This is a genomic window from Paracoccus sediminicola, assembly GCF_027912835.1.
Classification (GTDB): Bacteria; Pseudomonadota; Alphaproteobacteria; order Rhodobacterales; family Rhodobacteraceae; genus Paracoccus; species Paracoccus sediminicola.
The window spans coordinates 322128-344140 of sequence record NZ_CP115768.1 but is presented as its reverse complement, the minus strand read 5'-3'; the positions used below and the strand labels follow the sequence as shown (position 1 = coordinate 344140).

The window sequence follows — 22013 nt, the reverse complement described above, 5'->3', positions numbered from 1 at the left end:
CTGGTCATCGGTCGCCGTTTCGCGCAGCAACGCACGCAGGAAGATTCCGCTGCAAGCTTCGGCTCAGCCCGGCCGCAGGAAATGCGCAATCGCTTCGATCTGATCGTCCTCGACAACATAATCGCCGACCGCCACGCCGGAAATCGCCGCCACCGCTGCCGGATCGTGGCTGATCCGGATCCTCGCCGCTGCTGCGCGCAAGATGCGACTCACCGAATCACCGCCGCGCGCGCGGATCACCACGAGCGGCGCGGGGGTGTCCCCATCGACATAGCGCAGCCCGACGACGCTGTTCGGTGCGTCATGGATCAGCGCCGTGGCCTGCGACAGCCCGGTGGGACGCTCGACCATCGCCCGCTGGTCCTGACGCATCTGGCCTTTCAGAAGCGGGTCGCCATCCTGATCCTTCAGCTCACGCTTGAACTCGGTGATCGACATCTTCTGTTCGCGCATGAACTCCGAGCGCTGCACGAGGTAATCCAGCAACATCGCCACGACCAACATGGTCAGCAAGGCGATGAGCAGCGGCACCAGCATCGCCTGTATCGCCTCGCCCATGCATCCCAGCCCGCAGGGCGGCGCCGCCATCAGAGCCCCGAAGCTGCCCCATAGAATCAGCGCCGGTGCGACCAACAGCGTGATCAGCCGAACGCAATGCATCAGGAACCCCATCATCGCGCGGCGCCCGAAGATCTTTTTAAACCCGCCAGCCGGGTTGATCTTGTTGAAATCCGGGATCAGCGGATGGGTCGAGAAGACCGGCCCGCCCGAAACCACCACCCCGCCCAGAACCGAGACGGTGACAACGGTGATGAGAATCGGCAGCACGATCCCCACCGCCAGCCTGAAACAGATCCGCGCCTTTTCCGCGAGCGCCCCGGCAAATCCCGCATCGGTGACCTCCTCCAGCATGAACAGCGTTTGAAGATCCGCGCTGATCGCGTCGCGGCGCATGAACAGATAGATCAGCACCGCAGCCATCGAGACCGAGGCGAGCGCTTCTTTCGAGGTCACCACCTGCCCCTTTTCGCGCGCCTTGCGCAGCTTGTGCTGCGACGGCGGAAGGTTTTTTTCTTCCGAAGTCTCGTTACTCATCGACGCTGCCCCGCAGGAAGGGTGCAAGCGCCTCGGTTCCGAACGGGCCCTGCCCGATCTGGCTCATCGCATAGCTGGCGAGCAGCACCGTATAGACCAGCATCAGCAACGCATTCACGCCCTGCTTGATCGACATCGACAGGAACATCGCATTGATCTGCTGGGTGTATTTCGTGGCAATCGCGACCACGATCTCGGTCAGCAGGAGCGGGATGAGGATCGGCAGCGCCATGATGACCCCGGCGCGAAGAAGCTGATCCAGCAGGCCGAGCGCCAGCGCGCCCTGACGCGGATCGGGCAGCGACAGGCCGGAGAGCGCCGGAAACAGGCGATAGCTCTCCATTAGGGGGCCGAAAATGGTCGGAAACAGCACGCCCTCTGCCGCCAGAACGAGAATGCAGGTCAGAAACAGCAGCGTGCCCGTCACCGAGGTCTCGCCCGAAGATTGCGGGTCCATCAGATTCGCCATCGAAGCGCTTCGCTGGTTGTCGATCAGATCGCCCGCCGCCGAAGCTGCCCAGAACGGGATTCCGGTCATCAGACCCAGCAAGGCGCCGATGAACAGCTCGGCCAGGATCAGCCCCGGCACCGCGGCGGGCGCGACGATGCCCGGATCTGCCGTAATCATCGCCGCGGCCCCGGGCAGCACCGGCGCCACCATCGCCACGATGACCGCGCCGCGCAGCACGCCGCTGCTGATGCCGAACCGCCCGAAGATCGGATGCAGCATCACGAAGCCCATAGGCCGCGCGCCCACCACTGCGAGCAGCACGAGAATCCGCGTCACGCTGTCAGGCAACGTGTCGGCAAGTTCGGTCATCCCGTCGCGATCCGCGAGAACACGTCCTCGGCGAACGCCACAAGCTGCGCGGCCAGCCCGCCGCCGAGGATGATGATGACCCCCGCCACCGCCAGCAGCTTCAGCGCGTGGGGCAGGGTCTGATCCTGGATCTGGGTCAGCGCCTGCACCAGCCCGATGACCAGCCCGACAGCGGTCGCCGCGATGATGACCGGCAGCGACAATTGCAGGATCAGGATCAGCGCCTGGGTGAGCGAATCATACAGTCTCATGCTCAGGCCCCCGGCACATAGCTCATGACCAGCCCGTGGGTCAGCCGCGTCCAGCCATCAACGGCGACGAAGAGCAGCACCTTGAAGGGCAACGATATCAGCGTCGGAGAGACCATCATCATCCCCATCGCGGTCAGGATATTGGTGATGACCAGATCGACCACGATGAACGGCAGATACAGCAGCACGCCAATCTCGAATGCGCGGGTCAGCTCGGCCGTGACAAAGGCCGGGGCGAGGATGAAGATGTCGCTGTCCGAGGGCGTCACCGTGGTGTCGGCGTGCATTTCCTCAGCAGCCGAGAGGAAGAACGCCCTGTCCTCGTCCGTCGTGAAGCGCAGCAGGAACTCGCGCACCGGCTCCAGCCCGCGCTGCAACATCCCGGGCCATTCCGTCGGATCGGGCAGCGCGGTCATGTTGCCGTTATTGGTCATCGCGGCGAAGGATTCTGCCAGGACCGGCGACATGACATAGGATGTCAGCACGATGGTGACGCCATACAGCACCAGATTCGGCGGCGTCTGCTGCACGCCAAGGGCGCTGCGCACAAGAAAAAGCACCACGGCGATCTTTACGAATGCCGTCAGGCTGACGACCAGAAACGGGACGATCATCAGCCCCGTGGCGGCGATCAGAAGCGGAAACGGGCTTTCCATATCGCGCGTCAGTCGTCGCCGAAGAGGCTGCGGATCTCGACCGCGCGCTGCCCGGCGACGGCGATCACCTCGCCGGTGCCGATGAGCTGGCCATTGGCGAGAATATCGACAACCGCTCCGTCCGGGCGATCCAGCGTCACCACCGTCCCCGGCCCGGCCTTGCGCAGATCCGCAACCGACATGAGCGTCTCGCCCAATCGGAACGACAGCCGCATCTCGACCGCATCGAGCGTCGAGGGCTGTTCGGGCTCGGGCTGGCGCGGAGGTTTCGCCGCGCTCGTTTCAGTCTCGTCATTCCGCCCCTCGGCCTGCTTCTCGTCAGTGCGAGGCGCGGTCTCGGCGGCGGGGTCTTTCGGCGTATCATCGGACATCGTGATTTTCGACTCGTCACTTGAGATCAGGGAAAAAGGCGCGCGCGGCGCAAAGCCGGATTGCAGCACCCAGCGATCGGGCAACGGCCCGTCAGAGCCCGGCATTGCCGGGGCGATCAGCTGCGATTCGATCAGCACATGACCAGCCTGCGGCAGATCCGGCAGGACAAGCGCATCGCCTGGCACGAGAGAGCGCAGCTCTTGCATACTCAGCCGCATTGAATCGATCTCGGCGCTGACCTTCAGGAAAACTCCGCCGGGGATGCCGCGGGGCCGGTTCCAGCGCGTCAGCGCGGCGGCAAAGCTGCGCCCGGCCTCGGCAGAAAGCGCCAGCGGCAGGTTCAGTCGCTGTGGCGCCGGCGCGCTGCGGCTGCGCAGCTCGGCCCGGAGGCTGAAGCGCAACATGGTGTCGTCAGGGGCCTCGGCGGACAGCCGCGTCAGCCGCAATGACAGGCTGGTCTGATCCTCGACATCGTCCAGCCAGCCCGACAACGCCTCTTCGATCAGCAGCGCGGCGTCGCCGGGGTCGGCGCTTTCCAGCGGCAGCCCGGTCAGGCGGCGCGCGTGGCCCCAGGACAGACCGATCCGCGCGGGATAACTGTCGATCTCCAGCCCCAGCCAGACCCCGCCCGCAGGCATGTTAATCGGCGCGGCGAGCCAGGCCTGCAAGGCCACGCCGCCGGCGCGCAGCGTGACTGGCCCGCGATGACGGCAGAGCAGGTTCTGAACATCAGCCTGCTCGCGGCCAAGCCGGCGCCGCGCGAGAACCGCCTGCCGCGGCGCGTCGCCCTCAGCCACTCCCGAAGCTGGACCAGAGAGCACCAGCCGCCCGGTCAGCGCCTGCGTATCGAGCCCGGAATCTCTCATCGCGCGTTCTCATCCAGCATGGCGGCTGCGCTCGTGACACGACGGATCATGCGGGTTTCTTCGGCCTCGGCCTCCTCGCGCCGTTCACGCTGCCGCGCAATGGCTTCGGCAATGGGCGCGCGCATCCGGCGGCGCTTTTCCGACAGACGGCATGCACGCAGCAGGGACGTTCGGGCCTCGTCGAGCTCTTTTTCGGCGGCGGTGATCGCCTGAGCGGCGGCGGCAATCGCCGCCTGCGCCTGCGCCTCGCGGTCGCGATCCGCCTCGAATGTGGTCAGCACCGATGACAGCGCTCCGCGCAGCTGCGCCGAACCGATAAGCGGATCGCGCAATGCCGCGCGCCGCTCGGCCTGTTCGCGGGACAGCGCCGCCAGCGCCGCCTCGGCCCGACGCTTCTCGGACCGCTGCTCCGACAGGGCATGCAGCGCCGCCGCCACCCCGCGCCGCGCTGCCTCTTCACGCAGCTCGGCAAGCTGCACCAGCCGGTCGACCTGATACAGACGCTGTGTCATGGCTCACTCACCAGAGCCGCGAGCGCCCCGAGCGTCTCGTCGCGCGAGCTGCGCTCATCGCTGCCCTGACGCAGGAAGGCTTCGGTCTGGGCGCGCATCTTCAGCGCCTCGTCGGCCAGGGGATCGGCGCCGGCGCGATATTCCCCGACCTGCACAAGGATCTCGATCTCGTTCAGCTTCGCCAGCCGCGCGGCGATGCGCTGGCTCTGGCTCATCTGATCGGGTGCAGAGACGGCCCCCATGATCCGGCTCTTGCTGCGCAGCACATCGATGGCAGGGTAATGCCCCTGCGCGGCCATATTGCGTGACAGGATGATATGGCCGTCCAACAGGCTGCGCATTTCGTCCGCGACGGGATCGGCATCGTCATCGTCGCCCTCGACCAGGATCGTATAGATGGCGGTGATCACCCCATCGCGCGTCCGTCCGGGTCGTTCCACCAGGCGCGGCAGCGCGGCAAAGACCGACGGTGGGAAGCCGCGCCTGACCGGAGGCTCACCAGCGGCGAGCCCGATTTCCCGCAGCGCGCGGGCGACACGGGTGATGCTGTCGATCAACAGCAGCACGCGTTTGCCGCGCCGGCGCAGATCTTCGGCGCAGGCCGTCGCTGCCAGCGTGGCGCGCAGCCGTTCCGTGGCGGGCCGATCCGAGGTGGCGACGAACACCGCTGCCCGCTTGCGCCCCTCGGGGCCGAGATCGCGTTCCAGAAACTCGGCCACCTCCCGCCCCCGCTCGCCGATCAGTCCGAGCACGATGGCATCGGCATCCGCACCCCGGATGATCTGCGACAGCAAGGTCGATTTCCCGACACCGGCGGCGCCGAAAACGCCCATGCGCTGCCCCTCTCCCATGGTCAACAGCCCGTCTATGGCGCGCACCCCGGTCGCGAAGGGCCGGTCGATCACAGGCCGCTGCAATGGCCCCGGCGGGGCCGCGTTCAGCGACGCCGAGCCCTTGATTGCCGCGCCGTCATCGAGGGGACGGCCGAACCCATCCACCACGCGGCCCAGAAGCTCCGGCCCGGCGGGCCCCAGCGGTTCGGCGCGGGTCGGCAACACTTCGGTGCGCGACGACAGACCACGCACATCGCCCGACGGCGCGAGAATCGCCTCTTCGCCGTCGAAGCCGATGATCTCGGCGGTGATCTCGACCCGGCTGACCGGATCGCGCAGCAGACATTCCTCGCCCACGCGCCCATCGGCCATCCGGGCATGAACCACGCAGCCGAGAATGCGCGTGACCCGGCCACGCAACTCGACCGCTTCGATCCGGCTGGCGCGGGCGCGAAGCTGATCCAACAGCGGGTTGGCGGCGATCTCGGTCATGATCCGTCCCCATCCTGGCCGCCTGTTGCATTGCTGCGTTCCCAAGGCGAAAGCGCCTGTGCCGTCAGCCTGTCCAGCCCGATTTCTGTGCTGCCCCGGTCGCTGCTCAGTACGGCGCTGCCGCGCTCCATCGCGGGATCGGGGATCACCGACAGGATCTCGGGGCCGTTCTCGCCCAGATCGTCCACGGCGCGACCCACCGGCCCCGCCATCTCCGGCGCCGCGAAGATGCGACCGCGCCGATGGTCGCGCAGTTTCGACAGAGCCTGCCGCGCGGCAAGATAGCTGGCCTCTTCCGGCTCGAAATCGCCGAGAATGCTGCGCACGGTCTGCGCCACCAGCCGCGCCAGCTCGGGTTCCAGATCGCGCAGCCGTGCCTCGGCGGCCTCTTCAGCCCGCGCAATCAGGCTGGCTGCGGTCCTGGCCGATTCTCGCATCGCCTTCAGCCGGGCCTCGCTGACGATATCCTGTTCCAGCTTCGCGCTGTGTTCGCGGCTTTCCCGTTCGGCCCGTTCTGCGTCACGCAGGATGCGGTCAGCCGCGCGCAGCCGGCCCACCTCATCGCGGCTGAGAATGCGCGAACGGCTCATGCGGCAACTTCCCCGCGCGCAGACCCAGAGAGGGCCTCAATCGCGGCATTCAGCGCGGCAAGAAAGCGGTTCTCCTGCCGCGCGGCGCCATGCGAACCCAGCACGACTTGCGGCGCGCGGCGCAGGCGGAATCGGCGCTTACGCGGCGCCGGAGCGGAGCCGGGCTTCGCTGTCGGCATCTCAGGCAGGGACGCGCCGCCGCCATATTCCGCCGCAAAGGGCTCGGGCAGAGTTGACGCCCACAGTGCCGCCAGCTGACCCACAAGTTTCGCATGATCCGGAAGGGTGTCGTCGTCGGGCAGGGACAACGCCCGGTGCCGCAGCGCAAAGCCGCGCGCCTCGGCCGAAATACCCGAACCGGCCAGCGCATCAGAGGTGATGAGCCGCGACAGCCGCGTCGCCATCAAAGCCGCCGCGGCAGCTTCGAAGACGCGCGCCGCAAGGTCGCGGTCCAGAACCAGATCAAGACCCGAGGCATCATAAGTATCATCTATATTCAACGGGGCCAGATCCTGGCCCAGACGTCCGGCCAGACGGCCCTTCGCCGACAACCCGGGATGCGTCCTCACCGCACGCGCTGCCATCAGCCGCGCCCGTCTCTGCGCTGCTGCGCCCTGCGCCGGATCGGTGCGGGACGCGCCGGCGCTCATGGCCCTGCCTCCTCGCCAAGATCGTCTGTCAGGACCGGCGATGTCGCGGACCGGCGCGGTTTTCGGCTGCCGCGCCACAGCATCAGTCCCAGCCCCGCCGCCAGCGCCAACACAGCCGCCGCCAGCCCGCCGAGCGTCAGCCAAAGGCGCTGCTCAGAGCCCGGATGGGTCCAGATCCCGAGCACATTGGCGAATTCGACCGGCGCGGCCTCTTCGGCATCCGCGGCCGCGGGCACCATGACTACGGTGATATTGTCGTAGAGCAGACCCTCGATGGAATTCGCCACCAGCAACTTGATCTGCGAGGCGTAGTCCTGAACATTCGTATCCGCCGCATAGCGCACGAAGACCGACGCCGAGGATGGCTTTACGTCACGGCCAAGCATGTCCGATTCCGGCAGCACGACATGGATCCGCGCCGACAGCACCCCGTCGATTTCGGCCACGGTTCGGGAAAGCTCCTCGCTCAGCGCATAGATCAGCCGGGCACGTTCCTCGGTTGGAGAAGACACGAGCCCCTCTTTCTCGAACACCTCGCCCATGCTCTCGTATTGGCGCGCTGGCAGGCCGCGCTTGTCCAGCAGAGCCATCGCTTCGGGGAAACGCGCCTCATCTACCGAGACCGCGACACCTTCGGCCCCACCCGTCTTAGATGCGGGGATGCCGGCCCCCATCAGCGCCGCGACCATTTCATTCGCCTCGCGCTCGGTGAGCCCGGTATAGAGTTCGGCCTTGCAGCCCGCGAGGGCGAGCATCGCACAGAATGCGATGAGAAAACGATATATACGCATCACAGTGACCCGGCTGAGCGCGGCTCAGGTCCCTTTCAGGAAGCTGTTGAGATTATTTCCGAGGCTCTGCGAAATCGAGGTCGCCATCGAGAACTGCACGATCTGGCTTTGCACCTGCGAGGCGGTGCGGAACGCATCCGCCGCAGCCTGCACCGACCGGGCGAGATCGTCTCCCTGTCCCGACGCCACGCCGGTGGCCGGGGCGGCCTCGGTCTGGCTGCGCATGGCAACGGCGCTTTCGTTGAAATTGCTGTGCATATTGCCCAGCCGTTCCAGCGTCGCCTGTGCGAGATCGCTCAGCACCGGATCCTGTGCAGGCGTGGCGGCGGCGGGGGTTGCGACGGCGTTAACTGCTGTGACCATGTCTTGGGCCTCTCGTCATTCTCTGGACTGGCTCCGCCTCGTGGCGCGGAGTAATCGGCACATGTCGGACCTTGACCGCATCGCCCGGACTGCCGCCGCCGCCGCCCGCAAGGCCGAGGCCAAGGGCAGTCAGGCAGTGAAGGCCGGGTTGGATACGGATGGTCAGGGAAAGACGGCCCGGGTTGCAAAGCCGGACACGGCGCGCCGTCAGGACGCGGCCCACCGCCCGGGACAGGCGGAGGAACGGGTTGGACAGACGACCGCCCGCGCGCCGTGTCATGCGGCGGCGAAGCCATGCCCGCATCAGCGCGGTGTTGCGCGCTGTGTCGTGGCTGTCTGTGGCGGGTCGGGTCATTCTGGTCCGTTAACTATCTGTTTCATGTGGCCCGCGAGCGGCGGGCGAAAAGGCGGGAAAAGAGGGTGGAAGTTGCTGGCGACCGATCCCCCTTTTCCCGGCCCGAAATTCAGTATTCAGCGCCTCCGCCGATACCGCCGGCAAGATTGCCCATCATGCCGCTGAAATTCAGGAACGAGCTGGCCAGAGCGAGCTGCGGGAAGGCCAGTTTCATCAGCGCGCCGAATGGCGAGTTCAGAAGGCCCGAAATGCTTTTCATGATCTGGCCGAGACCCAACGCCTTGCCGATGCCGCCAAGCGCGTTGGAAATTCCGCTAAACAGTCCCATTTACGTCTCCATCCTGGGTATCATGCCCGCTCTGCATCCTGACCGCCGCGCGCGAGCTCGGCGTCGGTCGCCATCGCAAGGCCCTGATTTCCCTGCGTGGTCTCTGGGACACCATCCACCAGAAGATCGGTGAAGGCTTCGGCAGCCCCTCCGGTGCCCTTCAATTCCTGCTGAAGGCGGCGTGCCTCGTCGTGCTCATTCTCGATCGACTTGCACATGGCGAGGATCGCCCGCGCCTCGTCCCGCCCTTCGAGATCCGAGCCGATGATCCGGGTCAACCGCTCATCCGCCTCCGCGAAACGGCCTGCCACCATCTCCTGAAGCGCGATGCCGATCTCGCCCGCCGCATATTGCGGCATCCATTCGCCAATCGCTTCGAAGATCGGGGTCAGATCGGTATCGATGCCTCGCATTACTCCGCTATATCCGGCTTCGATCAGCAGCTTCATATCGGCGCGGTCGATCTTCATGACGGGCTCCTTCGGATCAGCGGGCGAGTTCGGGCATGTCCTGTTCGAGCGAGGCAAGCACCTCGCGGGCCTGATCGACCCGGGTCTTTGCGGTCTCGGCAGCCTGGGCGATCATCTGGTATCCGGCCTCGGCATTGCCGTTCCCGATCATGAACAGGCCGCGCCCGATATTGGCGAGCGCGTCTTCGGGATAATGCTGCGCCCAGCTGTCGAAGATCGGCATCAACTCGGCCTCGACCCCGCGCTGACCGCATAAGATCGCGGCCGCCATCATCAGATGCAGATCGTCGATCCGGTCGGCATTATCCTGGTTCATGGTCATGAGTACTCCTTGATATTGCATTCCGCGCCGATCATTGCCGGACGCGGCCCCTTCCGCGGATGACCGTGGGCAGTCTTTTTTCGGCTGGCGCGGTTTCTTCGCGGGTGGCGGTCATATGCGCCGCCAGCTCGGCCACCGCATCGGCATAGCCCTGCGGCGCCACCAGCCGCGCCATCTCGGCGTCGGCACCGCCGCGCAGCGGGTAGCGGTCGCTTGCCAGGCCGGTTTCGGCAAGCTGATCGCGCAACTCGCCGATGCTGAAACCGTTCAGCGGAATCAGACGGCTGACCATGCTGCCCGCGCCCTCGATATGGATCGCGCGCCCGTCGAACCACCAGGCCGCCTTACCGTCGCGCGCCATCTCATCCAGCAGATCACGCAACGTGCCGTCAGGATTGGAAACAGAGACCCGTCCGCCCAGATTCTCGGCGAGAATCACCGGCATGTCGGTCTTGCTCATCACGTCCTGCATCATCGCCTCGATCTGCACTTCATTCGCCTCATAGGGAAACGGAAGCTCAAGCATTTCGTTATCGCTAGACACGTCCAGCTGAGCCCGCGCTTCGCCCAGTGTTGCGACCAGCATCGTCAAGCCAAGCGAAATCAACCGGAGGACCGGCGCAATCCGTGACATCTGAGCGCCGAAATCTCGTAACATTCACTTCACCCGCAGGCAGGCTAGGACAGGGACTGTGACAGGTCCATGAAGACAAATTGCGATAAGCGTGTATTTGCTGGTCGGATGCAGGTTTCGGCAGCTTCTCGCGCACAGCGGCGCGCGGGTCATGCAAGCATCACCCGATCGCGCCAGTATCGTCATGTCCGTTGTTCAGCAAAGGAGCCAGGCATGGCTGTCCTGACCAGAAAAATTGCGCTGACCTCGCTTTTGGCCTCATGTGCCGCCACGGCGGGCGCAGCCCCTGCCGATCCCGATATCTGGGCACCTCGCATGGCGGAGGCCTATCAGAAAATGATGGGCAGCGAATCGCAGCCCGAGGACGCCGCTCAGATCGAAGAGGACATGCGCCGCCTCATCTCTGCCTATGCTGTCGAGCCGCTTCTCGCGGAAAAGGCACCGCCCGCTTTCGTGCAGGCTGCGACTCTGGCCCGAGAGGGCAGCGAGCCCGCGACGCGTGGCGCGATGTATGATCTGGCGCGTGACACGCTGACCACCGCCGCCGCCCTCTCGGGCGAGCCGGCCGGCAGCTTCGCCCCGCTCGCGGCATGGGAAGAGGCTGACCCGTTCGAAGAGGAGCTGATCACCGGCATGGGTCTGGCCAGCAGCGATGTGGCCGCGCTCGGGCGGATGAAGGCGCTGCAGGATCAGGACGGGCTGTCGGTCATCCCCGAGGGCGATCCCGCCGCGCTCGTTCACGAGGCCTGGGACGGCGAGGGACAGCAGGTCAATCTGGTCTTCCCGACCCGGCTTCAGGCCTGGGCGGACGGGGTCGAGGCGGCCTGGCCCGAGCTGGACGCGTCCGAACGCGAAGCCGCGCTCGCAGTTCTTTTCCGGGAAGAAATCCCGCCCGCCGCGACGATGGAAAAGATCCTCGGGACGGACGATGTGATCCACTGGCTTGCGGCGGTCGATATTCCGATGACCGATGCCGAGCGCGAGGCCAGCCCCGAGCTGATCCATTTCATGGAAATGGGCGCCTTTGCCGGACCGTTGAAAGAACCGCTGATGGAGATCGCGCAGCTTCGCGCGGCGCAGGGTTCCATGTCCGGGATGAGCTCGGCGGCAAATCAGCTCATGCGACTGAACAACTGGGGAGCGGGTTCATACGAGATGCATAGCTGGGAATCGTATCGCTACATGACGCAGGGGTTCTGAGCTCCGCCGGCGCATCGAACGAGGCCCGGCGCGATGCCGGGCCTTTCTTCGCGTCGGTGGCTTTCACTGTCCCGCCATCGGCTCCGGCGGCTGAGCGACAAGGCGCACCGAGACATATGGGCCGGGGTCTTTCGTGTGCACGACCAGTGCCGCATCAGTGCCATAGGCCCTGGCGTCGGTGCCGACCAGACGCGGCTCGCTGGTGAAGGCGACCTGCTCGACGATCTCGTCGTCGCGGGTGAACACCAGCAGCGCATCATCTTCGTACCAGCTCTCGCGCAATTTGGCGAGTTCAGGGCGGTAGGCGGCACCCAAGGCCTGTTCCAGCATCTCCGGCGGCATGGTCGCGCTGAAACCATAGACCTGGTCCCAGTCGAAATCGGTCACCTCGGCCAGATTCAGCGCCGCACCGTTCGGGCCTGCCGCGGCAAACTCGGCTATTCTGTCGATCATGGCCGTCTCTTCTATCTGCGCCTCACCCGCCGAGCCGGTTGTGTTTTCGGCGTCGGCACGCATCTCCCACAGGCCGATCAGACCGGCAATACCGAGCGCGGCGATGATCAGGCTGTTCCGCTGTCTCTTCATCACGAGGTCGCATCATCGAGTTGCGGCGGAGCGTTTCCGCCAAAATGCGGTGCGTCATCGGCGATCCCGGTCGCTCCGATGGCGACCTGATCGGAATAAGCCAACTCGTTCTGGCCGTCGATAACCAGCAATTCGCCATTCTCAAGCGCCGCATAGACCAGATCGGCGAGTTCATCGGCAGTGGCATCGGGGTTTTCAACGGCGATGCGGCGTCCGACCTCGTTGTTATAGAGATCCATCGCCTCGCGATCCGCCTGGTTGTTGGGCACGCCCTCATGCGCCGTGGCGAAGGATGCGGCGTAATCCTCGCCGAAGCGGCTCGTCATCGTCGCATTCCAATAGGCGTGGCGGAAAGCATCGTTATGCCCGTCATTGCCGCCGGCCACGGGCATGCCATCCGCACCGGTCTGCGGGATCTGCGCATCGGCCCGCGCATAGGCGGCGTCCTTGATGTCCTTCATATCCTTCAGCTCGAACGCGCTCAGCCGGTCCAGCAGATCGGCTTCGGCCCTAGTCACGCGCTGCGCCGGAAACACCGAGATTTCGACGCCTGCGAATTTGGGGCGATATTCCTCGACCATCTGGTCCTCGCGGACCTGATATTCCTGCAGGATCCGATCCAGATCAGCGCGACCACCGGCGTCGCCGGGACCAGCTGCCGGCGCGGGCGAAGGCGCGGCGGGATCGGTTTCCGCGGGCGCTTCGCTGGCAGTCGGTGCCGGATTCTGCGGTCCGTAAACCGGGCCGGGCGACGGCTGTGGGCTACTGGCAGAACCGGGGTATCCGGGCGGCACGGGCTGCGCACCGCTGCCGCTTGGAAGATCAGGCGAGGTCTCGTCGTCCGATACGCGACCCGGCTCCGCCCCGGATGTCGGTTCCGGGTTGGTCGGCACCTCGCTTCCCGGCGACCCTGAACGCTCGGAGGTTGCGCGCTCGGGCGCGAGCGGCGAACTCGCAGCCGGAGGCGTCGCCGGTTGCGCTATCGTCTCCGGCTCCGGTCCGCGTGAAGTGCCGGGCATATAGACGGTGTCGCCCTTGAAGATAAGCGACGGGTTTTGCAGGTGATCGCGGTTCAGCGCCACCATTTCCTGCGGGTCCGCTCCGTATTGCTTGGCAAGATCCCAGAGATTGTCGTCATTTTCCACTGTCACCGCGTCATAGCGCTGGTGTTCCAGCGACGGGTTGGTGCGCCCGGTCGCGTCCATCGCGCCGGTAGCGCTGCTATGCGGGGCCAGAATGTCGGCGGCGACCCAGCCCTCGACGGGGCGATCGTTCACATCGGTGCCGCTGACCTTGATAAAGTCATTTCCGGCGGCATCGGTCCCGCGATCGCCTGTGTCGCGCAGAAAGCTGCCACTCTGGATCACCGTGTCCTGCGCCCCGCCGGGCGCGTCCCTCATGGCCGCACCGCTCCATGGTGTGACAACAAATGTCTTGCCGTCATCCTCCGGTCCCGGCGGGATCCGGGTGGCGCCGGTTGATCTCGCCATGCCGCCCGGCAACCCCTCCGCGACCGCCTTCGGGTGACCGGCTGAGACGGTGAGGCTGTGCTCGGCGGTGATCTCGTCCACGCCGCTTTCGAAAATGACCGAGGCGTCGACATTGCCGATCCCGAAGTCGAAGCTGACCCCGCTCACAGTGTCCACACCGGAGCGCGAAATTTCCTGGCTGTTCAGTTCGACCTCGGCACCGCTCGCGGCCGCCGCGCCTTCGAAATCGCCGTCGCGGAGCCGCGACATGGCGGTTTTGATTTGATCGGGGTCATTTAACGTGACCTCTGCCGAAAGACGGCGCAGATCGGTGCGGGACGGATCATGAAGCGACTGCGCGCTGAACTCGGCCTCCTGACGAAGCTGCACAGAATCGAGTTCCAGATCGCCCTTTCCGGTCAAGGCATCATATTCCGGCACCGGTCGACCGCCGGGTGAGCGGGTCGGATCGGTATTGGCGGGAAGTTCGTAGTTCAGCGTTACCTCGGTGCTGGCCGAGGCGAGATCCTTGAGGTTCGCGACGCGCCCGCCGATCCCGGCACCCTGCGCCTCGAAACCCTTCTTCAGCTTTTGCGAGCCGGTCACATCCACTCCCGCCCGCATCGTATAGCTCAGACTGCCCGCCTGAGTGTCGGTGGCCAGTTCGACGCGGCGCGTGATCCGCTGGGTCGGATCGACACGGCCCTCGACGGCGGCGTCGAAATGCTTAACATCGCCGCCCAGTTCCAGCGCGAGGCGCTGACGTCCCCCGAATGTGGATTCATAGGCGGTGATATTCTCCTCGAGATGGGCCATATCCTCGGCCGAGACTCCCGCCAAACGCTGCGCGAGTGGACCCGGCGCGCCGTCCCCGTTCAGCGGGTTTGCCAAAGGATTACCGCCAGAGCCGGTCGCAATTCCAATAGGCCCCAGGCCGGGGCCGGTCGCACCGAACACATCGCCTGCAGCATCCGCCAGCGTCAGTCGTTGCAGCGTTTCGGCGGCGCGGATCGCGTCCTCCTTACTGTCGAAGGTCATTTCGACCGCATCGAAGGACTGTCCGCTGAGCGCAGCCTTCCCGGCGGCGTCGACGGGCAGATCCTCGCCCGTCTTGTCAGCGCGTCCGCGACCCAGAGTATCGGTGCCCATCTTCCCGGTCGCACCGGCAAGCGCGTGTTTTTCATAGCGCAGCGTATAGGTGGCGTCATCGCCCTCGCCATTCTGCGTCACCCGCATATCGGCGCCCAGCATCGCCTCTCCGCCGAGTTCCGCCACGCGCAAATTTCCCGCCGCCCCGATGGCGGGGGTCATGCGCAGATAGGCGGAATCGCCCTCTCCGTTCAGCCCGTCGACGCCCTCTGCGATCAGAACCCCGTCCTTCGCGCCCTTGGCGGCATCGACGATGCCCGAGCCAGTGCCGTCGCCAAGCGGCTCGACCTTGACCGGTGGCTCACCGCCGCGCCGGCCAGAGCCGGTATCGGGCAGTTTCACCTCCGGCAGATCGGTGCATCCGCCATTGCGCTCGGACGATTTCGGTTCGGGTTTGGGGGCGAACTGGCGCGGTAATGCGGTGATCCGGTCGGCGATCTGCTGCGGGCGAAGACCCAGGACAAACATGCTCGTTACTCCCGTATGGCAGGCTCGCATCGGCCAGGACGATGCGACGATGGATGGCGGACAGCCAAGGCAGTTCCATCAAGAGCAAGACTGTATGACGCTTTCCTGTCGGTCCACGACAAATCCGGGCGGCTTGACCGGTTCGGCGGAAACTTGCGCCAAAAGCTGAACGCCTTGGTGCGGACCAGACGCTGCGGTTCGTGCGGCCCCAGGCCGCGCGCCGTGCTTGCACCACGCGCGCCGCCGGACCAGAGTTGGACGGGCGATCACAGGAGAGCCGCAGATGCAGCAGGGACGAAGAAACCTCATCACCGACATCGCCGGTCTGCGGGTCGGGAACGCGCATGACGAGGCGCTGCGGTCGGGCACGACGGTGCTTGCTGCGGACAAGCCCTTCGCGGCGGCGGTGCATGTCATGGGCGGCGCACCCGGTACGCGAGAGACCGATCTGCTGGCCCCCGACAAGCTCGTCGAACAGATCGATGCGCTTTTCCTGTCGGGCGGCTCTGCCTTCGGGTTGTCGGCGGGGGATGGGGTGATGGACGGGCTGCGGGCGCAGGGGCGCGGCTTTGCCGTCGGCGACGCGCGCGTGCCCATCGCGCCGGGGGCCATCGTCTTCGATCTGCTCAATGGCGGCGACAAGGGCTGGACAGGCAACCCCTATCCGGCGCTGGGACGCCGCGCGTTCGATGCGGCGGGGGACGCATTCGAGATCGGCACTGCAGGCGCAGGTTTCGGAGCGATGACCGGCACGCTGAAAGGCGGGCTCGGCTCGGCCTCGACGGTGCTGGATTGCGGCGTGACGGTCGGAGCGCTCGTTGTTATCAATGCGCTCGGCACTGTCACGATGGGCGATGGGCCACATTTCTGGGCCGCGCCCTGGGAGCTCGGAGGAGAGTTCGGCGGGCTCGGCCTGGCGCCGAACCCCGATCCCGGCCATGAGCCCCTGCCGGTGAAACAAAGCGGAGAAGCCACGACCATCGCCATCGTCGCCACCGACGCGGCGCTGAGCAAAGCCGCGCTGCAACGGCTCGCGACGGCAGCGCATGACGGCATGGCCCGCGCCATTGTGCCCAGCCATACGCCGTTCGACGGGGATCTGGTCTTTTCTGTCTCGACCGGCGAAAAGCCGCTGCCGGACCCGGCCGTCACGCCGTTCCAGCTCGGCCATGCCGCCGCCTCGGTGCTGGCGCGCGCGATTGCCCGCGGTGTCCATGCCGCCCGGCAACGGCCCGGAGACCTTCAAAGAAGCTGGCACCAGATCGCTGATCCGGCGGGATAAAATGAAAAAGGCGGGGCCGAAACCCCGCCTTCCCGATCGCCAAGAGGGAACTTAGCGATACACGTAAACGATCTTGCGGTCGTCCGGGTTCACCAGAACGCGCTGACCGTTGATGGTCACATACTGATACTGCTCGTTTTCCGGGATGTCGTAGAGCGTGACTTCTTCCGGGATACCGGCGCCGACGACGACTTCACCTTCCAGCATGACCGGCTCTTGCGGGTTTTCCTCGACATAGGTGGTCACGGTCTCTTCCGGCTCGGTTGCAGCGGCGCCCGCAGCGGTGCCTGCCGTCGCCCCGACGATGGCGCCCAGCGGGCCGGCGATCAACGCGCCCATCGCGGCACCGGTGCCTGCGCCGACGGCGGCGTTCTGGCCCTGCTCTTCAGGGTCGATCTCTTCGCTCTCGATGATGGTAACGCCGATTTCCTGGCGATTCGGATAGATCGGCTTGAACTCTTCACCGACCTTGGCGGCCAGATAATCGCCGTAAGCCCAACCGTTCTGATCGCCGTAATTCACCTCGCACCAGTTGGCCGACTCGATGCAGCCCACGACGCTGACCTCGTCGCCGCCGGTGATGACGCCGGTCACCTCATGCTGGACGCCGGGACCGGCGCGCAGGTTCAGATCGGTGCCCGCAGTTGCGGCGGTCTGTGCAAAGGCCGTGCCCGCGAAAACCAGCGAAGCGGCGGTGGTGGCTGCGAAAATCTTGTACATATCTCACTCCAGTAGCTGAGCCGGTTCCCACCGGCGATGAGCTGACAACATCCGCCATGCAGGGATCGTTGCATCACGTCGGCTACGCAAATGCGTGATCCGAAGTTGTTCACCCCTCGCTCGGCAAACAGGCGCGCCTCGCCCGGTTCCAGGCCGAGATGCGGGCTTGTCATGACGGGCCAAACGCGCGAGCGTAACTGAAGCCCCAGACAAGGACAGGACGCCATGACCAAGCATGCCACCGATCTCAAGATGCAGCTCAAGGACCCCTCGCTTCTGGAGACCCGCGCCTATGTCGCGGGCGAGTGGATCGATGCCGATGACGGCAAGACGTTTCAGGTGACCAACCCGGCGCGCGGCGATGTCATCGCCGAGGTTGCCGACCTGTCCCGCGCCGAGGTGGCCCGCGCCATCGATGCCGCCGCCGAGGCGATGAAGGACTGGTCCGCACGCACCGCCAAAGAGCGCGCCCAGATCATGCGCAAATGGTTCGATCTGATGATGGACAACCAGGAGGATCTGGGACGTATCCTCACTGCCGAGATGGGCAAACCGCTACAGGAGGCCAAGGGCGAAATCGCCTATGGCGCCAGCTTCATCGAATGGTTCGGAGAAGAGGCCAAGCGTGTCTATGGCGAGACCATCCCCGGCCACCAGCCCGACAAGCGGCTGACCGTGATCCGCCAGCCCATCGGGGTGGTCGGCTCGATCACGCCGTGGAATTTCCCCAACGCCATGATCGCCCGCAAATGCGGCCCGGCCCTCGCCGTGGGCTGCGGCTTTGTCGGACGCCCCGCCGCCGAGACCCCGCTTTCGGCCCTGGCCATGGCGGTTCTGGGCGAACGCGCCGGGCTGCCGAAGGGGATCTTCTCGATCGTGACCTCCTCGCGCAGCAGCGAGATCGGCAAGGAATTCTGCGAGAATCCGCTGATCCGCAAGCTGACCTTCACCGGCTCGACGGCGGTGGGTCGGATCCTGCTGGCGCAGGCAGCGGATCAGGTTCTCAAATGCTCGATGGAGCTGGGCGGCAATGCCCCCTTCATCGTGTTCGACGATGCCGATCTGGATGCGGCGGTCGAGGGCGCGATGGCGTCGAAATTCCGCAATAACGGCCAGACCTGTGTCTGCGCCAACCGGATCTATGTGCAGTCGGGTGTCTATGACGCCTTTTCGAAGAAACTCGCTGCCGCCGTCGAAAAGCTTCGCGTCGGTGACGGGATGGAAGACGGCGTGACCACCGGCCCGCTCATCAACGAGGATGCGGTCGAGAAGGTGCAGGAACATATCGCGGATGTGGTGGATCATGGCGGCGAAATCGTGACCGGCGGAAAGCGCAAGGACGGGTTATTCTTCGAACCGACCGTCGTGACCGGCGTCACTGACGAGATGAAGGTCGCGACCGAGGAAACCTTCGGCCCGCTCGCCCCGCTCTTCCGCTTCGACAGCGACGACGAGGCGATCAAGAAGGCCAACAACACCATCTTCGGCCTCGCCTGCTATTTCTACGCCCGCGATATCACCCGCATCACCCGTGTGCAGGAGGCGCTGGAATACGGGATCGTCGGCGTGAATACCGGCATCATCTCGACCGAAATGGCACCGTTCGGTGGCGTCAAGCAATCGGGTCTTGGGCGCGAAGGCAGCCGGCACGGCATCGACGACTATCTGGAGATGAAATATATCTGCCTGTCGATCTGACCTGCTCACACGCTGACACAGTTACGCGAACTGGGCCCGTATAAGCTGCCATTCAGCAAAGATATGCGCATTATCTCGCGCGACGCGCCCCGCGCGCGAGACCCGCGAAAACAGAAGAAACAGAATTGAGGCATCTCATGTTCGGCAGGCTCCTCTCGGCAACCGCCATCACCGTTGCGCTCTGCGTGCCCGTCTGGGGGCAGAACGCCGCCAACCCGATCATTTTCCCGGTCGGCGAGACCGGCACCCGGATCGAGGGCAGCATCGCCGGACGCGAAGTCGCCGATTTCGCGCTCACCGCGCGAAAGGGCCAGACGCTGTCGGTCCGTATGGAGACGGATAATCCGACCAGCTATTTCAATATATTCGCCCCCGGCGCGACGCCCGGTGAGGATGAGGCGATCTTTATCGGCAGCACCGCCGGGCTCGAGGCGACGCTGACCATGCCCGCAGAGGGCAGCTATCTGATCCGCGCTTATCTGATGCCGAGCGCGGGGCGGCGTGGCGAGACGGCGAACTACACCCTCGCGGTCAGTGTCGATGGCGGCGAAGCGACGGGCGGTGACGGCGCGACGATCTCTGCCGAAGGGCCGGATCTCTGGACCGTTTCCGGTGTCGACGGGCAGCTGAACATCCGCTCGGAGCCGTCGACCGATGCCGAGGTGCTGACCACGGTCGGCAATGGTGCCGAGCTGCGCAATGACGGCTGCAAGCCGCTAGGCGGGACGCAGTGGTGCCAGGTCAGTACCACCAGCGGAACGGCGGTCACCGGATGGGCGGTTGGCACGCATCTCTCGGCGGCAGAGCCCGGCGCAGAAGCGCCCGAGCCCGCGACGATCGGATCGACCGCCCCGCCCGCGAAACCGGCCGAAGCAGCGAGCCGCATGGCCGTTGACGACACCCGCCCGTCCGATGCCCCGGACCGGTCGCCGTCGTCAGAGCCGCCGCGCGAAAGCCCCGCGGTCTCTGCCAAGAAACCGGCCCCGAAACCGGATTCCGCTGCGCCCGATGCGACGGGTGAAGTTCCCTGTTCGGTCGCCGCCGGAATGCCGACGCGCAACTGCGCCATGTCGGTCACGCGCACAGGCGAAGGCACGGCCACCGTCACCATCGCATGGCCGGATGGCGGCAGCCGCGAGATCCGTTTCGAAGCCGGCGCTCCGGTCCCGGCAGAGGGGCTGAGCAGCGAGCGACGCGGAGATCTGACCGTGGTGACCATCGGCGAGGAACGCTACGAGATCCCCGATGCCGTCGTGAACGGCGGCTGATCGCGGTTCAGCGGTTATGAAAAAGGCCCCGGTCGATCCGGGGCCTTTTGCATCATTCCGAACGACTCAGCGCTTGTCGTCGCCGTCATCCTCATCTGTGTCGTCACCCGAATCCGGCAGGTTGAAGAAGCTCTCCGCGTCATATTCGCGCTCCTTCTCCTTTTCCTCACCGTCTTCATCCTTGGACAGCGAGAAATTCTCCAGGCCGGCAATCGCGCTCGGCAGGCGGGGCTCGTCCTCCATCGACAGCGAGGTTTCGGTCGAGACCAGCTTGCGGCGCTCGTCATCCGACATCACACCGCCATCGGCAGCCTGTTTCTTCGCGGCTTTCTGCACTGCAGCGTCCAGCTCGGTCTGTTTTGCCAGTCCCAGCGCCACCGGGTCGATGGGCTGAATGTTCTGGATATTCCAGTGGGTCCGCTCGCGGATCGCCTGGATGGTCGGCTTGGTGGTGCCGACAAGCTTGGCGATCTGGGAATCGGCCAGCTCGGGGTGGAACTTGACCAGCCAGAGGATCGCCGCCGGACGGTCCTGCCGCTTCGACAACGGCGTATAGCGCGGCCCGCGACGTTTTTCCTCGCCCTCGGCGGCGGGGTTGTATTTCAGCTTCAGCTTATAGGCCGGATCCGCCTGCCCCTTTTCGATTTCCTCGTGATCGAGCTGATGCGAGGCCACGGGATCGAACCCTTTCACGCCGGCGGCAACGTCGCCATCGGCGATCCCCTGCACCTCCAATTCGTGCAGGCCGCAGAAATCGGCGATCTGCTTGAAGCTGAGCGTCGTGTTGTCGATCAGCCAGACGGCAGTGGCTTTGGCCATCAGCGGTTTGTTCATCGGATCACTCCTTGCGCATATCTCTCCCGGCCGGGAAAACGGCTTTTTGGCGGCTGCCAGTCCACGTTTTCTGGGGAATTGCAGCGGTATATATGCCGATGCGCGGCCAAGGAAAAGAGGTTTTCGGGGGTTTTTGCAGGACATCGCGCGGATTCATCCTGATAAAAATATCCATTCGGCGGTTTTTGCCCGGCGCCACTGGCCGGTGCAGCGCGCAACGAGACGCTCGCCTCCGCCGCGACTTCCGGCTAAGAATGCGGCGTCAGACCGGAGTTTCCGAATGCCTCGCACAGCGCCCGCCGCCATGGCCATCATCGCCGCCGCGTTTGCCGCCGCCTTGCCGCTTTCCGGCGCCGCGCAATCGCATCGTGCAGGCGAATTCGACTATTATGTGATGGCGCTAAGCTGGTCCCCTAGCTGGTGCCGCGCCGATGGCGACAAGCGCGGCGCGACCCAATGCGAGACCGGCGGCAAGGTGGATTTCGTGCTGCACGGGCTCTGGCCGCAATATGAGGAAGGCTGGCCGCAGAACTGCCGCACCGCCGAGCGCGACCCGTCGCGGGCGCAGTCTCAGGCCATGGCCGACATCATGGGGTCTGGCGGGCTCGCCTGGTATCAGTGGCAGAAACACGGGCGCTGTTCGGGGCTGTCGGCAGCGGATTACTATCAAACCTCGCGCGAGGCATTCGGTTCTGTCGCCTTGCCCGAATACTTTGTCGATCTGGACAAGGATATCTCGATCCCGCCGGCACTGATCGAGCAGGCTTTCATGGAATATAACCCCGCCATGTCCGCAGATGGCATCACCGTCACCTGCCGCAGCGAGGCGTTGCAGGAGGTGAGGATCTGCCTCACCCGCGATCTTCAGCCCCGCGACTGCGCCCCCGATGTGCGCGAGGATTGCCGCCGCGAGGCCGTCATCATGGAACAGGTGCGCTGA

25 protein-coding genes are annotated in these 22013 nt (G+C 65.4%); 5 read left to right on the top strand and 20 right to left on the bottom strand.

Translation table 11 applies throughout. The features are described from left to right. Positions 1-63: 63 nt before the first annotated feature. The 15 genes from PAF18_RS01710 to PAF18_RS01640 all read right to left on the bottom strand — a co-directional run bounded on the left by PAF18_RS01710 (position 64) and on the right by PAF18_RS01640 (position 10292). A complete protein-coding gene (locus PAF18_RS01710) occupies positions 64-1095 on the bottom strand; it encodes an EscU/YscU/HrcU family type III secretion system export apparatus switch protein (protein WP_271116921.1) in 1032 nt (343 codons plus the stop codon). Continuing rightward, positions 1088-1915: an EscT/YscT/HrcT family type III secretion system export apparatus protein gene (locus PAF18_RS01705; protein WP_271116920.1), complete on the bottom strand. Its 828-nt coding sequence runs from the start codon at positions 1913-1915 to the stop codon at positions 1088-1090. Before PAF18_RS01705 ends, PAF18_RS01710 begins: the two co-directional genes overlap by 8 nt. Further along, positions 1912-2166, bottom strand: coding sequence for a type III secretion system export apparatus subunit SctS (sctS, locus tag PAF18_RS01700; RefSeq protein WP_271116919.1), 255 nt, complete (start codon positions 2164-2166; stop codon positions 1912-1914). The genes PAF18_RS01705 and sctS overlap by 4 nt, the downstream gene beginning before the upstream one ends. 2 nt (positions 2167-2168) lie before the next feature. Then, a complete protein-coding gene (gene sctR, locus PAF18_RS01695) occupies positions 2169-2822 on the bottom strand; it encodes a type III secretion system export apparatus subunit SctR (RefSeq protein ID WP_271116918.1) in 654 nt (217 codons plus the stop codon). 8 nt (positions 2823-2830) lie between these two features. Next, the gene (locus PAF18_RS01690; protein WP_271116917.1) at positions 2831-4060 is read right to left on the bottom strand and encodes a FliM/FliN family flagellar motor switch protein; all 1230 of its coding nucleotides are present in this window, start codon (positions 4058-4060) and stop codon (positions 2831-2833) included. After that, entirely contained in the window at positions 4057-4572 is a 516-nt protein-coding gene (locus PAF18_RS01685) for a hypothetical protein (protein ID WP_271116916.1), read from the bottom strand. The genes PAF18_RS01690 and PAF18_RS01685 overlap by 4 nt, the downstream gene beginning before the upstream one ends. Further along, positions 4569-5897 (bottom strand): FliI/YscN family ATPase, encoded by a 1329-nt coding sequence (locus PAF18_RS01680; RefSeq protein ID WP_271116915.1) that lies wholly within the window; start codon positions 5895-5897, stop codon positions 4569-4571. The genes PAF18_RS01685 and PAF18_RS01680 overlap by 4 nt, the downstream gene beginning before the upstream one ends. Beyond that, entirely contained in the window at positions 5894-6487 is a 594-nt protein-coding gene (locus PAF18_RS01675) for a hypothetical protein (RefSeq protein WP_271116914.1), read from the bottom strand. Before PAF18_RS01675 ends, PAF18_RS01680 begins: the two co-directional genes overlap by 4 nt. Then, positions 6484-7137 carry a hypothetical protein gene (locus PAF18_RS01670; protein WP_271116913.1) on the bottom strand — a complete coding sequence of 218 codons (654 nt, stop codon included), beginning with the start codon at positions 7135-7137 and terminating at the stop codon, positions 6484-6486. Before PAF18_RS01670 ends, PAF18_RS01675 begins: the two co-directional genes overlap by 4 nt. Then, complete coding sequence (gene sctJ, locus PAF18_RS01665) at positions 7134-7928, bottom strand: type III secretion system inner membrane ring lipoprotein SctJ (RefSeq protein ID WP_271116912.1); 795 nt, start codon at positions 7926-7928, stop codon at positions 7134-7136. Before sctJ ends, PAF18_RS01670 begins: the two co-directional genes overlap by 4 nt. 24 nt (positions 7929-7952) lie before the next feature. After that, on the bottom strand, positions 7953-8291 hold the full coding sequence (locus PAF18_RS01660) for a hypothetical protein (protein WP_271116911.1): 339 nt from the start codon (positions 8289-8291) through the stop codon (positions 7953-7955). A gap of 464 nt (positions 8292-8755) precedes the next feature. Next, a complete protein-coding gene (locus PAF18_RS01655) occupies positions 8756-8974 on the bottom strand; it encodes a hypothetical protein (RefSeq protein WP_271116910.1) in 219 nt (72 codons plus the stop codon). Between the two features lie 20 nt (positions 8975-8994). Continuing rightward, the gene (locus PAF18_RS01650) at positions 8995-9444 is read right to left on the bottom strand and encodes a hypothetical protein (protein ID WP_271116909.1); all 450 of its coding nucleotides are present in this window, start codon (positions 9442-9444) and stop codon (positions 8995-8997) included. Positions 9445-9460: 16 nt separating this feature from the next. Continuing rightward, positions 9461-9766 (bottom strand): hypothetical protein, encoded by a 306-nt coding sequence (locus tag PAF18_RS01645; protein ID WP_271116908.1) that lies wholly within the window; start codon positions 9764-9766, stop codon positions 9461-9463. Between the two features lie 31 nt (positions 9767-9797). After that, positions 9798-10292, bottom strand: a complete 495-nt coding sequence (locus tag PAF18_RS01640; RefSeq protein WP_271116907.1) for a hypothetical protein — start codon at positions 10290-10292, stop codon at positions 9798-9800. 321 nt (positions 10293-10613) lie between these two features. Between PAF18_RS01640 and PAF18_RS01635 the strand changes: the two genes are divergently transcribed. Next, complete coding sequence (locus PAF18_RS01635) at positions 10614-11600, top strand: hypothetical protein (protein ID WP_271116906.1); 987 nt, start codon at positions 10614-10616, stop codon at positions 11598-11600. A gap of 63 nt (positions 11601-11663) precedes the next feature. Here the strand turns inward: PAF18_RS01635 and PAF18_RS01630 are convergent, their stop codons facing one another. Together PAF18_RS01630 and PAF18_RS01625 are read right to left on the bottom strand one after the other, a co-directional pair. Beyond that, positions 11664-12185 (bottom strand): hypothetical protein, encoded by a 522-nt coding sequence (locus PAF18_RS01630; RefSeq protein ID WP_271116905.1) that lies wholly within the window; start codon positions 12183-12185, stop codon positions 11664-11666. After that, the gene (locus PAF18_RS01625) at positions 12185-15271 is read right to left on the bottom strand and encodes a DUF6973 domain-containing protein (protein ID WP_271116904.1); all 3087 of its coding nucleotides are present in this window, start codon (positions 15269-15271) and stop codon (positions 12185-12187) included. The genes PAF18_RS01630 and PAF18_RS01625 overlap by 1 nt, the downstream gene beginning before the upstream one ends. A gap of 283 nt (positions 15272-15554) precedes the next feature. On the opposite strand from PAF18_RS01625, the gene PAF18_RS01620 reads away from it, so the two are divergent. Further along, positions 15555-16553 (top strand): P1 family peptidase, encoded by a 999-nt coding sequence (locus tag PAF18_RS01620; protein WP_271116903.1) that lies wholly within the window; start codon positions 15555-15557, stop codon positions 16551-16553. 51 nt (positions 16554-16604) lie between these two features. Here the strand turns inward: PAF18_RS01620 and PAF18_RS01615 are convergent, their stop codons facing one another. Next, positions 16605-17273, bottom strand: a complete 669-nt coding sequence (locus PAF18_RS01615; protein ID WP_271116902.1) for a DUF1236 domain-containing protein — start codon at positions 17271-17273, stop codon at positions 16605-16607. Positions 17274-17498: 225 nt separating this feature from the next. On the opposite strand from PAF18_RS01615, the gene PAF18_RS01610 reads away from it, so the two are divergent. Both PAF18_RS01610 and PAF18_RS01605 read left to right on the top strand, forming a co-directional pair. After that, a complete protein-coding gene (locus PAF18_RS01610) occupies positions 17499-18971 on the top strand; it encodes an NAD-dependent succinate-semialdehyde dehydrogenase (RefSeq protein ID WP_271116901.1) in 1473 nt (490 codons plus the stop codon). 137 nt (positions 18972-19108) lie between these two features. Further along, positions 19109-20239, top strand: a complete 1131-nt coding sequence (locus PAF18_RS01605; protein ID WP_271116900.1) for an SH3 domain-containing protein — start codon at positions 19109-19111, stop codon at positions 20237-20239. A 66-nt stretch (positions 20240-20305) separates the two neighbouring features. Here the strand turns inward: PAF18_RS01605 and PAF18_RS01600 are convergent, their stop codons facing one another. Together PAF18_RS01600 and PAF18_RS01595 are read right to left on the bottom strand one after the other, a co-directional pair. After that, entirely contained in the window at positions 20306-21073 is a 768-nt protein-coding gene (locus PAF18_RS01600; RefSeq protein WP_271116899.1) for a DUF1013 domain-containing protein, read from the bottom strand. Between the two features lie 4 nt (positions 21074-21077). Beyond that, positions 21078-21248 (bottom strand): hypothetical protein, encoded by a 171-nt coding sequence (locus PAF18_RS01595; RefSeq protein ID WP_271116898.1) that lies wholly within the window; start codon positions 21246-21248, stop codon positions 21078-21080. A 105-nt stretch (positions 21249-21353) separates the two neighbouring features. Between PAF18_RS01595 and PAF18_RS01590 the strand changes: the two genes are divergently transcribed. After that, on the top strand, positions 21354-22013 hold the full coding sequence (locus tag PAF18_RS01590; protein WP_271116897.1) for a ribonuclease T2 family protein: 660 nt from the start codon (positions 21354-21356) through the stop codon (positions 22011-22013).